Raw genomic sequence first — 14,563 nt, forward strand, 5'->3', positions numbered from 1 at the left:
ACCCCGATCCCGCTGCTATAGTCGGCCCGTTGGCCGCGGTCCGTGATGACTCCGGGCGGCCGCAAGTGCGTCGGAAGGGTCCCGACGCATACGGAGGGCTGAGCTGTGAGCGTGGTCGAGGGTGCGGTATTCGCTGGGTACCAGATCGACGCGGTCTCGGTGCGGGCGGTATGGGCACCGTCTTTCTGGTCCAGCATCCGCGGCGCTGGTCGTCGGTATCGCGGCAGCGGTTGTCGTACTCGGCATCGCGAGTGCACTTGCGCTGTGCGGGAATTCGAGTGATGTGTCCTCGACCGGCGCCTCGGCAGGGTCTAGTACGGCGGTCGCGCCGAGCACCACCACCACGACTACGGTTGCCGCTGGCGCCGCATCGTGGGGCGGTCATAACTACATGGTTCGGGTGCTGCCCGAGCTGCTCCCCAAGACCCCCGGCGGACAGCGTCCGCAGCTTCTGTCAGTTGAGACTATTCGGTGGCGACTCCGGCCGGGATCTCCTCGACCGCTGGTGGCGAAACGCGCCGATCTAGCACCGAAAGGTCTTGTACCGTCTTACTACTGAACCATGGGGGAGGACGCCACGATGCCGGGTTCGAACGATATCGGCAAACTCCTGGAGTTGTTGCGGGCACTGTATGTGCCGCACGAGCGTCCCCGGGTGCTGCGAACTCTGGTGCGTAGGCGACGCCAGCTGCCGCGTCCGCTGATCTGCCTGGTCGGGCCCGCGGCCAATGGTGAGTTGCTCACGGAGATCTACCGCTGGCTCGGTGAGTCCGGTGGCCGTCGCGCGGTGCCGCGCGCCCGGGTCGAATTGCACAGTCTGGCACCGGATGCCATCCGGCCCGACCCGAACGCGACCGGTCGGGAGGTGAACGCGCACTGCCTGCCGATTCTGCAGCGGCTGGTCGCGGGGTTCTCCACTGAAAACACCGCGATGGGGCCGATCTCGTTCCCGCGCTATCGAACCGCGGATTGGCTGACCAGACAGCGCGTCACCAGTGACGAGACGGAGGCGGCGGTGGAGCTGCGGGCACGGCTGCCCAAGCTGCTGCGCCTGGGTTCGCGCGACTCCGATTCGATGGGTGGTGAGGTCGGGGATTGGCTCACCTGGGTGGTCTTCGCCGTGCTCGCGCTGTGGCCGGTGCTGCGGCTGTGGATGTGGATCAGCGGACGGGTGCCCGGCCTGTCGAAGGAGACCCGCTGGTTCATGCGCCAGCGGTACATGGCGCCCGAATTATCGGACAGTTTCCTGGGTTTCGCGACGCGGTTGACCGCATCGCTGCGCAATGACGAGAACGAGGACCAGGTCGCCAAACTGCTGGTGCACGCCTTCCTCGAGGATCTGCGCGATGCGTATCGGCAACGGATCTGGCGGCCGTCGAGCTGGCGGCGCACCGCCTATCCGGTGGCGCTGCTCGGTACCGTTGCGGTGGGTAGCTCCGGTGCCGATCTGCTGCGCCGGATCAACGATATCCGCAATGAGACCGGGATTTTCGATCCGCTGGTGGTGGTCGCCGCCCTCGACTACGACCCGCGCGATCTGGAACCCGCGCGGCCGGTACACCAACTCGCCGACATCGGCGATCTGCACAGCCTCGACAACCTCGAAAGCCTGGACGACGGACCGGCTTCCGGACCGGTGCCGGATCCGTTGCGGCAGTGGCTGCGCGATATCGACAACAGCCGGACCCACCGGTTGGCCGATGCCTGGTACCTGCGATTGGCGCTGCCCGATCCGGTGGACGGCCGGATCGGCGACCCCAATCGCACGCACCTGGCCGTGCCGCCCGCTCCGCCGTTGGCCGCTCGCAAATGGTTCGTCTCGATCTGCGTGCTGATCCCGGTGGCGGCATTGGTGGCGACGGCGCTGGTGTACGTTCCGGCGCTGCGCGGCGCCCCCTGCTCGCATTGGCCGTGGACGTCAGGTATCGCGGTGGCCGAACACGGCGGGGAATGTGTCGGCTACAGCGATAACGACCGGCAGGTCTTCGCCGACGACCCGGAACTGTCGGCGATGCAGCGGGAAGTGTTCCGGCAGAACAAGATCGCCGCCGACATCCGGCGCGACAATCCGCGCCGCCCGCTGATCTCGCTCGTCTATTTCGCCGGAATCAGCTACTCCGACAGCAATGTTCGGTATCCGCACGCACAAGTTCAGGAGCTGGCCGGGTTGGCCGTGCGGCAGCGCCGTGCCATCGGCGCACCCGACGAATCGGAGCCGCTGCTGCGCATCATCGTCGCCAACGGCGGTACGAATATGCGCGCGGCATCGTGGGTGGTCGACCATCTGCTGGCCGACATGCTGCGCAAGGACCCCGGGGTGCTCGGTGTGGTCGGCATGGACCGCAGCACCGCGGAGACGGCACGGGCGATCGGTAAATTGGGCGATCTCGGGGTACCGGTCGTCGCGACGACACTGTCGGCCGATGGGTTGGAGGCCGCATCGCCGATGTTCTTCCAGTCCGTGCCGAGTAACCGGGTCCAGGCCAGGCTGATCGCGGACTATGTCCAGGGAGCGCGTTATCCGGGCGGCACACCGGAAGCCGGACAGCTGCGCTACCACCGCGTGCTGGTGTATCACCCGAAGGTCACCGACGACGTCTACGTCACCACGTTGGTGGCCGATCTGAACGCCGAACTCGACCGACGCGGGGTGCCACGGGACAGCCGCAGCTGGGACGCGCAGCAGGAGCTGTACGGCTTCCCGGCGCCGTGCGAGACACCGGGCTTCGATCGCCACACGCTGCTGTTCTTCGCCGGGCGCAACGACGACTTCGCGACCTTCGGCAATGCGGTCACCCGGGGTTGCCTCGCGACGGAATCGCCCGCGATCCTGGGCGCCGACACGGTGACCCGCCTGATCGCCGACCCCAAGGCGATGGCGGCGCTACCGGCGAGCCTGACCGTGCGCTACGTCGCCAAGGGTGTGCCCATCATTCTGGGTGGCGCGGAGTGCGTGCGCGGCAACGGGGTGGTCGGCACCGAGGCGCCCACCCTCGACTTCCAGGAGCTGTGCAATGAAATGTCCAGGCTGGTAACCGATCTTGCCGCCTACCCGGATCTGGCGTCCTACCATCCGTCGTGGCCCGGCGACCGCACCGGACTGGCCTACGACGTCGCCGGTGTGATCCTGCAGGCGGTCCGGGTCAATCGCGCCCGGCCGGAGCGCCCCCGCGAGGTCAATCGCGCCGCCATCGCACTGCAACTACGCGGCACCGACTACCTCGGAGTCACCGGGACGCTGTACTTCAGCCGAGGTCGAGTGGCCGACGACTCCACCATCGGCATCCTTGTCGCCACCGGCCTCGGGAGATCCGACCAGCCGCGGCAGTGTTTGCTGATGTATCCGCAGGGCGTCATCAACGGCCGAGGTCCGGACGGGTGCCCGGCGGGCACCAAGAGCGATACCGAGGACTGGACCCCGCCCGAACGCTGAACTCACCACCAGGGTTCGGGACGGTGGCGATCCCAGCGGAGTTCCGATTCCAGTTGTGCCGCAACGGAAACCAGTAGCGGCTCAGTGTTCGCGGTACCCATCAGCTGCGCGCCGACCGGCAGACCCGTGTCGGTGAAGCCCGCCGGGACGTTCACGGCGGGCCAGCCGAGCACATTCCAGGGCCAGGTGTAGGGGCAAGCAGCGGTGATGAGGTCGTTGGTCGCGTTGACGCCGATACCGTCGATCTCCTCGGCGCGCGGCGGGGGCGTCGCGGTCGTCGGCGCGAGCACCAGATCGTAATCGCGGAAGAAGCTGCCGATTCGCTTGTGCAGCAAGGGTTCCGCCTGTCGCGCCGCGAACAGTGCGGGTCCGTTGAGCGCGCGGCCGAACCGGACGTTCGCGGTGGTGCGCGGATCCACTCGGGCGCCCGGCATTTTGTCGTATACCTTGCTGATGCCCGCCATCGAGCGCGGGAGGAAGGACGCGCCGATCATGATGCCGTAGTGCAGATCCGCCACGGTCACCGAATGGCCGAGCCGACGTAGGGTGGCGGCGATGTGCTCGACCGCGACCGCGACCTCCGGATGCAGCGCGGTCCTGGTGGCGGTGAACGGAATTCGCAGTGACAGTGCGATGCGCAGTCGCCCGGGGTCGCGGCCCACGGCATCGGAGACGGTGAGCGGCGCGGGGGTGTGCAGATCGCCGGGGTGCGGTCCGGCGGCGGCATCCAGTAGCAGTGCCGCATCGGCCACAGTGCGCGCCAACGGTCCGTTCACGGTGAGGCCATGGAAGGCCTCGGCCGCCGGCCAGGTCGAGACGCGTCCGCGCTGCGGTTTGATGCCGACGAGGTTGGTCCACGCGGTCGGGATGCGGATCGAGCCCGCGCCGTCGGAACCCAGTGCGGCGGGCACCAATCCGGCCGCGACGGCGGCCGCGGAACCCCCGGACGATCCACCGGGGGTATGCGCGGCGTCCCACGGGTTACGGGTGTGACCGAAGGCGGCGCCGCTGGTGAATGGCAGCTGGCCGAGTTCACAGGTGTTGGTCTTGCCGACGATCACCGCACCGGCCGCGCGCAGTCGCCGAACCGATTCGGCGTCTTCGGTTTTCGGCGGGAGATCGCCGCCGCAGCCGAATGCCGTTGGCGCACCGGCGATATCGGTATCGTCCTTGATCGCGATCGGTACGCCGAGCAGGGGGAGGCGTTCGCCTGCCGCCAAGCGCTCGTCGGCCTCGGCCGCCTCGGCGAGGGCCTGCTCGCGCCGCACGATCCGGAACGCGTTGAGGGTCGGCTGGCTGGCTTCGATCCGGTCGAGTGCGGCGGCGACCGCGTCGATGGAGCTGATGGTGCCCTGTCCGAGTGCGGTCGCGAACTCGGCGAGTCCGAGTTCGGTGGTCCGGTCCGGCTCGGCTGGACGCATGGTGGGGTCGGACACCGTCATGTGAACTCCGTTCTTTCTGTGCACGGTAGTGCCCAGCTGGTCAATCGTCCATATCGACTTTGGAATCTCCACCCGAGGTAGGAGGCTCGCCCCCGTTCCTATTCGCGACTTGCCCATGTGCTTGCGAGGCCGGATGACTGTAGACATACATACCGTATGTATGTAACAGTGGAACGCACACTGCGAGCATCTGGAGGAACCATGGGAATCAGTACTTCACTCGGCCGCACCCACGAGGTAGATCTGCCCGGCGGTCGCATTCGGTATCACGACACCGGGGCGGGCGCGCCGGTCGTATTCGTGCACGGTCTGCTCGTCAACGCCGACCTCTGGCGCGATGTCGTCCCCGCCGTCGCGGCGGCGGGCCATCGCTGCATCACACCGGACTGGCCGCTCGGATCGCACGAAATCCCGGTCCCCGCAGCGGATCTCACGCCGACCGGGGTTGCCGATCTGATCGCCGAATTTCTGGAGCGCCTCGACCTCGCCGACGTCACCATCGTCGCCAATGACACCGGCGGCGCGATCACCCAGGTGTTGCTGACCCGGCGACCGGAGCGCATCGGCCGCGTCGTGCTGACCTCGTGCGACGCTTACGAGGGGTTTTTCCCGCCGGCCTTCGCGGCGCTACCCGTGCTGGCGCGCGTTCCGGGCTCGATGCGGCCGCTGACCGAGTTGATGCGCATCCGTGCGCTGCACCGCCTGCCGATCGCCTTCGGCTGGGTGACCAAACGCCCGGTCGCGCCGGAGATCGCCGATTCCTATCTGCTGCCGAGCCGGAATTCGGCGGCTATCCGAAAGGATCTGCGGCGCTTCCTGAAGAGCGTGCATCGTCGCTACACACTCGATGCCGCCACCCGATTCCCGTCGGTGCGGGTGCCGGTGCTGATCGCCTGGGCCCGTGAGGACAAGCTGTTCCCGGTGAAGTTCGCCGAACGCCTGGCCGCCGACCTGCCGAATGCCACCCTGAAATTCATCGACGACTCCTACACGTTCCTGCCCGAGGACCAGCCCGAGTTGCTCTCCGAAACGATTCTGGAGTTCACTCGGCTGCATGCCACGCCGTAGTCAGGAGGATCGCTCCCGCGCCACCCGCGCCGCACTCGAACAGGCCGGTCGCCGGTTGTTCGCCGAGCGCGGTTTCGCGGCGACCTCGGCCGAGGAACTGGTCACCGAGGCCGGGGTCACCCGCGGCGCGCTGCACCACCACTACGGCGATAAACGCGGCCTGTTCCTCACTGTGCTCGAACAACTGGAAGTCGAGGGCACCACGGAAATCGAAAACGCCATCGGCGCAGTGAATCCCGATGACATCCTCACCTCGATGGCCATCGGCCTCAATACCTTCCTGGAGATCTGTCAGCGTCCGGAGATGATCCGCATCACCCTCTACGACGGGCCCGCCGTACTCGGGTGGCAGGCCTTTCGCGAGTTCGAGGCGCGCCATGGGTTGGGGTTGATCGTCGCCGAACTCGAACGGGCCCGCGACGAAGGGCTGATCGCCGACGCGCCGATTCCGGTGCTGGCCCAGTTGATCTTCAGTGCGGTCACCGAAGCGGGCCTGATCGTCGCCCACGCAACCGATCGGGATGCGGCCCGGGCGCAGGCGCAACAGTCCCTGATGCTGCTCATCGGCGGCATTCTGCGCACCTGACGTGTGCGCGGTTGCGAGGGTGTCGCATAACTGGCTGTTACCGGCCATGACGTTGTCGGCAGTGGCCGGTCGAGTCACCTTGGCTACGGGTGGGTTCGGCGAGTCGTATCGGCAGCGTGCTGCTGGAAGCGACCGTTAGCGTCGGGTGTGTTCGATGTCTCCGTCGCTGCGGCGTGGTGTCGTTGCCCAGGATGGGAGCCAGGCTGTCTCAGGGAGCGGTGTCAGGCTGCCGAAGTGGTTGATGATTGCCCGCAGTCCTGGGTGTGGATTCGTTCTGGGGAAGATGAGCGAGAGCGGGTATGCGAGTGTCGGATTCACGATCGGAATGCGGCGTAGGTCGTGGTTCGTCGGCCAGATGTACCGGTCGCGCGCGCCTATGAGGGTGGCCACGTCTGCGGAGTCCGCGAGGATGTCGAGGAGTACCTCGTTGCCGAAGTTCGGTCCCGCGGCGTCGATGCGGAGGTCGAAGTCGGTGGCGAGCTGATCGTAGAACTCTGACCATTCGCTTCGCGGCGCGATACCCGGCACCCAGATCCGGTGCTTGCGCAGCTGGGGTGGTGTCAGTGTTCGTGCGGAGGCGAGCGGATGTCTCGGGCCGACGAGGAGTTCCAGCGGGGAGTCGAACGCATGGATCATTTGCACGTCGCGCGGCAGCATGGCCGGGTCGGTGACCGTGCGGAACGAGGCGTCGATATCGCCTGCTCGGACGGCGGCGACCGCCACGCACGGGTCATTGACCCGGAGGGTAACCACGTCGAGGTTGGTTTCGGGATGCGACCGCCAATAGTCGTGCAGGACGACGGCCTGCGCGGATCGCAGGCCGAGAACGTCGATCCGAAGGGCCCGCGAGCCCGGTCTGATCGCGGTGATGGCGCGATCGACACCCGTGATGATGTTCCGGGCGTGCGGGAGGAAGGCTTGGCCGTCGAGTGTCAGCTCGACCCCTCGGGCGGTGCGGGTGAACAACCGGACGTCGAGTTGGCGCTCGAGGGTTGCGATCCGCTTCGACACGGCCTGTTGCGTCACGCCGAGCTCGTCGGCCGCGTGTTGCAGCTGTCCGAGCTCGGCCGCGCGGACGAACGATCGCACCGCCTCGGTATCCATTGATCCAGCTTACAAGTGCCCAACTGATCGTTGTGGCTCGCCGGGGAGCCAGTTGTTTGATCCCGCGATGGTGCGGCTGATGTGATGCAGAGACCCGAACATCGGTTGTCGCGAGGGAGTCGCATGCACGTGCAGTTGGGGCGCAGTTTCGGTTGGCTGTGGTCGGCCTACGCCGTCAGTACATATGGCACGTGGATTGCCTTCGGAGCGTTCCCGCTGATCGCGGTTCAAGTGCTGCACTCGCCGGCCTTCGCCGTTTCGCTGCTGGAGGCGGCCGGGCTTGCCGTCGCGGCGGTTGTCGCGTTCTCGCTCGGGCCGTGGGTCGAGCACCGGGCCAAGCGTCCGGTGATGATCGCTATGGACCTGATCCGGTTCGTCGCGATGGTGAGTGTCCCGATCGCGTACGTCCTCGGCTTGCTGTCATACGGCCAACTGCTGGTCGTCTCGGTCATCTCCGGGACCGCGAGCATCGCCTTCACTGCCGCATCCGGTGCGTATCTGAAATATCTCGTCCGTAGCGATCACCTCCTTGTGGCGAACGGGAGATTCGAGGGCACGAGCTGGGTGGCGACCGCGGCGGGCCCGCCGCTCGGTGGCGCGCTCATCGGGTTGCTCGGCCCGGTCGTCACTGTCATGGCCGACGCCCTCAGCTACCTGCTGTCCGCGCTCGGGGTCCTCCGCATCCGCGGAGGTGACGTCGCGGCACCCCGCGACCCGGCCACCAGGTTGCGCGGAGCCGACCTTCTCAACGGCTGGCGGTTCATCCTGCACGACCGCGCACTACGGCGCCTGTTCCTCAACTCGATCCTGGTAAGCGGCCTGATCATGGCCACCGTCCCGGTCCTGTCCGTCCTCCTGCTCGGCGAATACCACTTCCCGGCCTGGCAATACGGTCTCGCCTTCGGCATCCCGGCACTCGGCGGCTACGTGGGCGCCCGCCTCTCCGCCCGCCTCGTGACCCGCTACGGCCGGCACCGGGTCATGATCGTCTCCGGCTGGCTGCGATCGCTGTTCCCACTCGGTCTCGCATTCGTCCGTCCCGGCATCCCCGGACTCCTCACCGTGATCATCGTCGAGGGCCTGCTGATCACCTGTATGGGCATCTTCAATCCGATCTACGCAACAGAACGCCTGCAACGGACTCCCGCGGATCATGCCGCCCAAGTCCTCAGTACATGGAGTGCCAGCAGCAAACTCCTACAGGCTGCCCTGATGGTGCTCTGGGGCATCCTCGCCACACTCACCAGCCCGCTCGCCGCGATCACCATGTCCGGCGTTCTCCTGCTCGCCACCCCGCTCTTGCTGCCCAAACGGACACACGTGTCCGACCCTGAGCCCGCCACGTCGGCCGAAGACGTCCGGGTCGCATGAATGTCATCGGATGGGGAAGTCGAAGTATGTGTTCGGGAACGGCTCGTTCTGCAAGGTGAAGTGCCACCATTCCTCAGCGAGGTTTGTGAAACCGTGCTCGTCCATGAGGTTCGTCAGTAGCTCACGCAGAGCGCGCTGGGTACCGCTCGGTGCGGGGCTGGCCGTATGTGCGAGCGGATCGAAGCAGTCGTAGCCGGTACCGAAGTCGAGGCTGTTGTCGTGGAATCGCTGGTCGGCGGGCAGTGTGCAGGCGCGCAGCGCATCACCGTCGCGATACTGCTCCTGATCGGCCGTCGGCAGCGCGACGATCGTGAGATCCAATGTGCTGCCACGACTGTGGCCGGATTTCTCCGCGATGTACCCGTCCTTGAACAGATTCGACTTCTCCACCGTCGGATAGAACTCCGCCTTCATCCGAGTGTTATCGAGATTCTCGGCCCACGCCACAAAATGGTTCACGGCCTGTTGCGGCCTATAGCAGTCATAGGTCTTCAGCCCGAGTCCCATCGGCCGCAGTTCTTTCTGAACCTCCGCGAGCGCGCCGGCCGCTTCCTTCGTCAATAAACATTTCGCGGCCTCATACCCGTGAATCCGCTCCCCAACGAAGTTGTGCACCCCGAAGTACCGCGCCTCGACGATGATCGTCGGATCCACCTCGGTCACCGAAACGAACGCCGACTCATCCGCCCGCGGCGAACTCGGTTCGGTCTCCGCGCAGCCCACCACCCCAACCGCGCCCACCACAGCCAATACCACTGAGCAGAACCACATTCCGCGCATCCTGCGATGGTAGCCGCGCATCCCCACCGACGATCACGAATCGAGCACCACCCGCAGCCGCCCCGCCAACTCCGCCGCCTGCCCCGCCGACCAGGGAATCACCCCGTTCTCCGCCATCAGCGCATGAAACTGCTGATGCTCATACGGCGTGCCGGGAGTAAGCGGCTGAATATGCCAGTGCACGTGCGCATTGCCCTGCTGACTGCCCAGCGAGAGCAGATAGGTGCGCTCCGACGGCACAACGGCTTCGACCGCGCGGGCAACTCGATAGACCACCGCCTGCAGCCGCAGATAGGCATCTTCCTCGAAGTCCCGGACCGCATGCTCGATATGCGCCTTCGGCGCCACCAGAACGTGCCCGTACATCGTCGGATACCTGCCGAGGAAGGCGATGTGCGCGCCGTCATCGAGCACAATTTCATGCTCGGACCCGGGAGCACCCGAGACCAACTCGCAAATGAAACAGGGCCCCGACCGCACCCGCTGTTGATACCCCGCCACATTGAACGGCTGCCGATCTTCGAGCACATTGCCTCCCCAGATAGATCCGTCACGATAGCCGCGAGCCAGCGCTGCTCGGCCGTGCTTGGAGGTCTGTGTCGCCTATTCGTGAAAGGATGGCGGGGTGCGTTTGTATCGGGATGAGGCGGTCGTGGTGCGCCAGCACAAGCTGGGCGAGGCGGATCGTATTGTCACGTTGCTGACGCGGCAGCACGGGTTGGTGCGGGCGGTGGCCAAGGGGGTGCGGCGGACGAAGTCGCGGTTCGGGGCGCGGTTGGAGCCGTTCGCGTATGTGGATGTGCAGCTGCATCCGGGGCGGAATCTGGACACGATCACACAGGTGCACACGATGGAGGCGTTCGCCGCCGACATCGTCGACGACTACGGCCGCTACACCACGGCCTGCGCGGTCCTGGAGACCGCGGAGCGGTTGGCCGGTGAGGAGCGCGCGCCCGCGCCGAAGCTGCACGCGCTCACCGCGAGCGCGCTGCGGGCAATCGCCGCCAAGCAGCGGCCGCACGAGTTGATCCTCGACGCATACCTGTTGCGCGCCATGGGTTTTGCGGGCTGGGCGCCCGCACTGGACGAATGCGCCCGCTGCGCGACCCCCGGCCCGCATCGCGCGTTCCATGTCGCCGCCGGCGGCGCGGTCTGCGTGCATTGCCGACCACCCGGTTCCGCCACCCCGGCACCGGGCGTCCTCGACCTGCTGGTCGCTTTGCTGAAGGGCGAGTGGGATAATGTCGAGCAGGTCCCCGAACAGATCCGCAGACAGGCCAGCGGCCTGGTCGCTGCCCACCTGCAGTGGCATCTGGAACGCCAACTGCGCACCTTGCCGCTGATCGAGCGATCGACCGCGGCGCGAGAATCCGCGACCGCGGGACAAACGGGCTGACGACAGCCGCTCGCGAACCGGAGCCGGCTGATGACTCGGTGGTCTGCACAAACCCTCCACAACCATCAGGCAGGATAGTTGCCGTGATCCTCCGTCGAGACTCATCCGCGCCGACCAGGTCGGCCAGTGCACGGTCGGGTGCCGAGCGCGCCGTTCGTCCACCGTCGCCGCACCCCTCGGGGGCCACGCCGCCGGAGTTGCCGCCGGAGTTGGTGCCCAAGCACGTGGCGCTGGTCATGGACGGCAACGGTCGCTGGGCGCAGGAGCGGGGACTGCCGCGCACCGCGGGCCATGAGCGCGGCGAGGCGGTGCTGATGGACACCGTCGAGGGCTGTATCGAGATCGGCGTGAAGTGGCTCTCGGCCTACGCCTTCTCCACCGAGAACTGGCGGCGCAGTCCGGAGGAGGTGCGCTTCCTGATGGGGTTCAACCGGGATGTCATCCGCCGCCGCCGCGACGAGATGCACGAGATGGGTGTGCGGGTGCGCTGGGCGGGCCGGCGACCGCGGCTGTGGCGCAGCGTGATCAACGAACTGGAGACCGCCCAGGAGCTGACCAAGGACAACACGGTGATGACCCTCACCATGTGCGTCAACTATGGCGGTCGGGCCGAAATCGCCGATGCGGCAAGGGAAATCGCGCGTCGGGTGGCGGCGGGGGAGATAGATCCGGAGCGGGTGACCGAGGCGACGGTCGCCAAATACCTGGATGAGCCGGATATGCCCGACGTCGATCTGTTCCTGCGCCCCTCCGGTGAATTCCGCAGCTCGAACTTCCTCATCTGGCAGTCCGCCTACGCCGAATTCGTCTACCAGGACACCCTGTTTCCCGATTTCGACAGGCGCAACCTGTGGGAGGCCTGTCTCCAGTACGCTTCGCGTGACCGTCGCTTCGGGGGGACCAAGTGAACGGCGGCACCAAATGAACGGCACCGACATGGACGCAACAGTGACCCCCGAACAAGAGCTACAGGCCCGGGCCGGCGCCTGTCTTTCGCTCTACGACGTCGACGTGCGCGTCGACCCCGAGGGTTCGATCGGCTTCGAGTACGAGGGCGCGCTGTGCTCGCTGCGCGCGGTGACCTTGGCGCCCGGCCTGGACGTGCTGACGCTGACCTGCGTGCTGGCCTGGGACCGCCCGTTGAAACCACAGCTGCACAAGCGAGTCGCCGAGCGCAACAGCGCGATTCAGTTCGGCTCGATCACGCTGATCAGTCGCGGCAGCGAGGCCGACGTGATTCTGCGCTACACCTTCCCGGCGGCGGGCCTGGATGACCAGGCGCTGGCCACCATGTTGCTGCTGGTGCTCTCCGGCGCGGGTAAGGCCAGACAGGGGCTGCTGCCCTGACGATGCCATGACAGATGTCATGGCAGGTCGGTGACACTCGTGCGAGGTGCCGAACCCCCGATCGCGCGACTGTTGAGTTATGACATCGGCACTGACAACCACGGCCATCTTCGCCGCGGCCGGGAGCTCGGGGAAGCATCGAGCGTCGTCCGCGATCGAACTGCACGATCTGCACAAGAGCTTCCGGCTCCCGGGCGGCGGCGAGGTGCGAGCCGTCGACGGACTCGACCTGACGATCGCGCCGGGGGAGATCGTCGCCTTCCTCGGCCCCAACGGCGCGGGTAAGACCACCGCCATCGATATGCTGCTCGGGCTGGCGAGGCCGGACTCCGGCAGCGTCCGGGTTTTCGGCGGCACGCCCGCGGAAGCCCTTGCACTGGGCCGTGTTTCGGCGGTCATGCAGTCGGGTGGGCTGCTGCCCGATCTGACCGTCGCCGAGACCGTGCAGCTGGTGGCCACGCTGCACGCGAACCCGCGCTCGGTCGAGGAGGTGCTCGCCCGCGCTGGCATCGCCGATATCGGCGGCCGCCTGGTCGGGAAATGTTCCGGCGGACAGAAGCAACGCCTCCGGTTCGCACTCGCACTGCTGCCGAATCCGGATCTGATCGTGCTCGACGAACCGACCACCGGTATGGATGTCGAAGGGCGCCGGGAATTCTGGAACGCCATGCGCGAGGACTCCGATCGTGGCCGCACCGTATTGTTCGCCACCCACTATCTCGACGAGGCCGACGCCTACGCCGACCGGATCGTGCTGGTGCGCGCCGGCCGGGTGGTCGCCGACGGCAGCGCCGCCGAGATCAAGAATCTGGCCGCGGGCCGCGCCGTCAGCGCCACGTTGCCCGGCGCCGATCCGACCCGGCTGCTCGCGGTACCCGGCGTCGACCATGTCGAGCTGCGCGGCGATCGAATCCTGCTGCACACCAAGGATTCCGACGCCATCGCCCGCTATCTGCTCACCGAGACCACCGCGGTCGATCTCGAAATCACTTCGCACAATCTCGAATCCGCGTTCCTGGCGCTCACCACCGGAGAAAACTGATATGACTACCCTTGCCCCACAGGCAGTTTCGACAACTCGGGTGCCGCTGGGCGGCCTCAGCCTCGGCTTCCTCCGTCTGGAGCTGCGCCGCATGCTCCGCAACCGCCGCACCCTGATCTTCACGTTGATCGTGCCGCCACTGTTCTTCGCCATCTTCGGCCTGCAATCCGATGACAGGACACAGACTTTCGGTTCCGGCAATGTCACCGGCTACATCATGGTCTCGATGGCGGTCTATGGAGCGATGCTGGCCACCACCAGCGGCGGCGCGATGGTCGCGATCGAACGAGCCCAGGGGTGGAGCCGCCAATTGCGGCTCACCCCATTGCGTCCGGTCGCCTACATCGCCACCAAGGTCGCCGTCGCGATGGTGCTCGGGCTGGGGTCGGTCACCGCCGTCTTCGTCGTCGGCGGCCTGCTCGGCGCCCACCTGACTGTTACCGCCTGGGTGAGCTGCTTCCTGCTTGCCTGGATCTGCTCCCTGGTCTTCGCCGCATTCGGCCTGTTCATCGGCTACCTGCTGCCCTCGGAGAACGTCATGCAACTGCTGGGCCCCGTCCTCGCGGGCCTGTCCTTCGCCGGCGGCCTGTTCATGCCACTGCACGGCTGGTTCGAGACGGTCTCCAAGATCTTCCCCACCAACGGTGTCGCCACCCTGGCCCGTATGCCGTTCGGCGATACCAGCGCCGCCTCGATCGTTATGGCGATCCTCAACGTCGTCGTCTGGGCCACCATCTTCGGCGGCGGCGCGGCCATCCTGTTCCGCCGTGACACCGCACGCTGAGTTGCCCGGTAGCCCGAAGCCCGGCCGTCCGCCCGCTAGGGTGTGCTGCCGGGCTTTGCGTCGGCGGGGAGGTGCGGGGCGTGTGGCTGTTCGAGGCTGCCGTATCGGATGGGTGGGCCGTGCTCGGCGGTGACGCCGCGCGTGGTGTATCGCTCGTGTGGGTCCGAGCTGGTTCGGTAGCGTCGGTGCTCGTGATCAACCACTGTGCGC

Annotated in this window: 13 protein-coding genes; 9 read left to right on the forward strand and 4 right to left on the reverse strand. The window is 66.7% G+C overall.

The window, feature by feature from the left end; translation table 11 throughout:
* The first annotated feature begins 580 nt into the window (after nucleotides 1-580).
* Entirely contained in the window at nucleotides 581-3,433 is a 2,853-nt protein-coding gene (locus OG874_RS01740) for an ABC transporter substrate-binding protein (protein ID WP_330253358.1), read from the forward strand.
* A 2-nt stretch (nucleotides 3,434-3,435) separates the two neighbouring features.
* Here the strand turns inward: OG874_RS01740 and OG874_RS01745 are convergent, their stop codons facing one another.
* Nucleotides 3,436-4,875, reverse strand: a complete 1,440-nt coding sequence (locus OG874_RS01745) for an amidase (protein WP_330253359.1) — start codon at nucleotides 4,873-4,875, stop codon at nucleotides 3,436-3,438.
* Between the two features lie 201 nt (nucleotides 4,876-5,076).
* On the opposite strand from OG874_RS01745, the gene OG874_RS01750 reads away from it, so the two are divergent.
* Together OG874_RS01750 and OG874_RS01755 are read left to right on the forward strand one after the other, a co-directional pair.
* On the forward strand, nucleotides 5,077-5,943 hold the full coding sequence (locus OG874_RS01750; protein ID WP_330253360.1) for an alpha/beta fold hydrolase: 867 nt from the start codon (nucleotides 5,077-5,079) through the stop codon (nucleotides 5,941-5,943).
* Nucleotides 5,930-6,529 carry a TetR/AcrR family transcriptional regulator gene (locus OG874_RS01755; protein WP_330253361.1) on the forward strand — a complete coding sequence of 200 codons (600 nt, stop codon included), beginning with the start codon at nucleotides 5,930-5,932 and terminating at the stop codon, nucleotides 6,527-6,529. Before OG874_RS01750 ends, OG874_RS01755 begins: the two co-directional genes overlap by 14 nt.
* A 135-nt stretch (nucleotides 6,530-6,664) precedes the next feature.
* Here the strand turns inward: OG874_RS01755 and OG874_RS01760 are convergent, their stop codons facing one another.
* The gene (locus OG874_RS01760) at nucleotides 6,665-7,633 is read right to left on the reverse strand and encodes a LysR family transcriptional regulator (RefSeq protein WP_330253362.1); all 969 of its coding nucleotides are present in this window, start codon (nucleotides 7,631-7,633) and stop codon (nucleotides 6,665-6,667) included.
* Nucleotides 7,634-7,756: 123 nt separating this feature from the next.
* Between OG874_RS01760 and OG874_RS01765 the strand changes: the two genes are divergently transcribed.
* Nucleotides 7,757-9,004 (forward strand): MFS transporter, encoded by a 1,248-nt coding sequence (locus OG874_RS01765; RefSeq protein ID WP_330253363.1) that lies wholly within the window; start codon nucleotides 7,757-7,759, stop codon nucleotides 9,002-9,004.
* Between the two features lie 3 nt (nucleotides 9,005-9,007).
* Here OG874_RS01765 and OG874_RS01770 read toward each other — a convergent pair whose 3' ends face one another.
* Both OG874_RS01770 and OG874_RS01775 read right to left on the reverse strand, forming a co-directional pair.
* Nucleotides 9,008-9,784 (reverse strand): M15 family metallopeptidase, encoded by a 777-nt coding sequence (locus OG874_RS01770; protein WP_330253364.1) that lies wholly within the window; start codon nucleotides 9,782-9,784, stop codon nucleotides 9,008-9,010.
* A gap of 33 nt (nucleotides 9,785-9,817) precedes the next feature.
* The gene (locus OG874_RS01775) at nucleotides 9,818-10,312 is read right to left on the reverse strand and encodes an HIT family protein (protein WP_330253365.1); all 495 of its coding nucleotides are present in this window, start codon (nucleotides 10,310-10,312) and stop codon (nucleotides 9,818-9,820) included.
* A 97-nt stretch (nucleotides 10,313-10,409) separates the two neighbouring features.
* Here OG874_RS01775 and recO point away from each other — a divergent pair, with 97 nt between their 5' ends.
* The 5 genes from recO to OG874_RS01800 all read left to right on the forward strand — a co-directional run bounded on the left by recO (nucleotide 10,410) and on the right by OG874_RS01800 (nucleotide 14,353).
* Nucleotides 10,410-11,180: a DNA repair protein RecO gene (gene recO, locus OG874_RS01780; RefSeq protein ID WP_330253366.1), complete on the forward strand. Its 771-nt coding sequence runs from the start codon at nucleotides 10,410-10,412 to the stop codon at nucleotides 11,178-11,180.
* Nucleotides 11,181-11,263: 83 nt separating this feature from the next.
* Nucleotides 11,264-12,088, forward strand: coding sequence for an isoprenyl transferase (locus OG874_RS01785; RefSeq protein ID WP_330253367.1), 825 nt, complete (start codon nucleotides 11,264-11,266; stop codon nucleotides 12,086-12,088).
* 13 nt (nucleotides 12,089-12,101) lie between these two features.
* Nucleotides 12,102-12,527: a hypothetical protein gene (locus tag OG874_RS01790; protein WP_330253368.1), complete on the forward strand. Its 426-nt coding sequence runs from the start codon at nucleotides 12,102-12,104 to the stop codon at nucleotides 12,525-12,527.
* A 79-nt stretch (nucleotides 12,528-12,606) separates the two neighbouring features.
* Complete coding sequence (locus OG874_RS01795; protein WP_330253369.1) at nucleotides 12,607-13,569, forward strand: ABC transporter ATP-binding protein; 963 nt, start codon at nucleotides 12,607-12,609, stop codon at nucleotides 13,567-13,569.
* Nucleotide 13,570: 1 nt separating this feature from the next.
* Entirely contained in the window at nucleotides 13,571-14,353 is a 783-nt protein-coding gene (locus tag OG874_RS01800; protein ID WP_330253370.1) for an ABC transporter permease, read from the forward strand.
* Nucleotides 14,354-14,563 lie beyond the last annotated feature (210 nt).

The organism is Nocardia sp. NBC_00565 (assembly GCF_036345915.1).
GTDB lineage: Bacteria > Actinomycetota > Actinomycetes > Mycobacteriales > Mycobacteriaceae > Nocardia.

What these genes read in the sequence shown, in the direction of transcription:
- OG874_RS01740 (WP_330253358.1), top strand. Translation starts at nt 581, where the DNA reads ATGCCGGGTTCGAACGATATCGGCAAACTCCTGGAGTTGTTGCGGGCA.
- OG874_RS01745 (WP_330253359.1), bottom strand. Translation starts at nt 4,875, where the DNA reads ATGACGGTGTCCGACCCCACCATGCGTCCAGCCGAGCCGGACCGGACC.
- OG874_RS01750 (WP_330253360.1), top strand. Translation starts at nt 5,077, where the DNA reads ATGGGAATCAGTACTTCACTCGGCCGCACCCACGAGGTAGATCTGCCC.
- OG874_RS01755 (WP_330253361.1), top strand. Translation starts at nt 5,930, where the DNA reads ATGCCACGCCGTAGTCAGGAGGATCGCTCCCGCGCCACCCGCGCCGCA.
- OG874_RS01760 (WP_330253362.1), bottom strand. Translation starts at nt 7,633, where the DNA reads ATGGATACCGAGGCGGTGCGATCGTTCGTCCGCGCGGCCGAGCTCGGA.
- OG874_RS01765 (WP_330253363.1), top strand. Translation starts at nt 7,757, where the DNA reads ATGCACGTGCAGTTGGGGCGCAGTTTCGGTTGGCTGTGGTCGGCCTAC.
- OG874_RS01770 (WP_330253364.1), bottom strand. Translation starts at nt 9,784, where the DNA reads ATGCGCGGAATGTGGTTCTGCTCAGTGGTATTGGCTGTGGTGGGCGCG.
- OG874_RS01790 (WP_330253368.1), top strand. Translation starts at nt 12,102, where the DNA reads ATGAACGGCACCGACATGGACGCAACAGTGACCCCCGAACAAGAGCTA.
- OG874_RS01795 (WP_330253369.1), top strand. Translation starts at nt 12,607, where the DNA reads ATGACATCGGCACTGACAACCACGGCCATCTTCGCCGCGGCCGGGAGC.
- OG874_RS01800 (WP_330253370.1), top strand. Translation starts at nt 13,571, where the DNA reads ATGACTACCCTTGCCCCACAGGCAGTTTCGACAACTCGGGTGCCGCTG.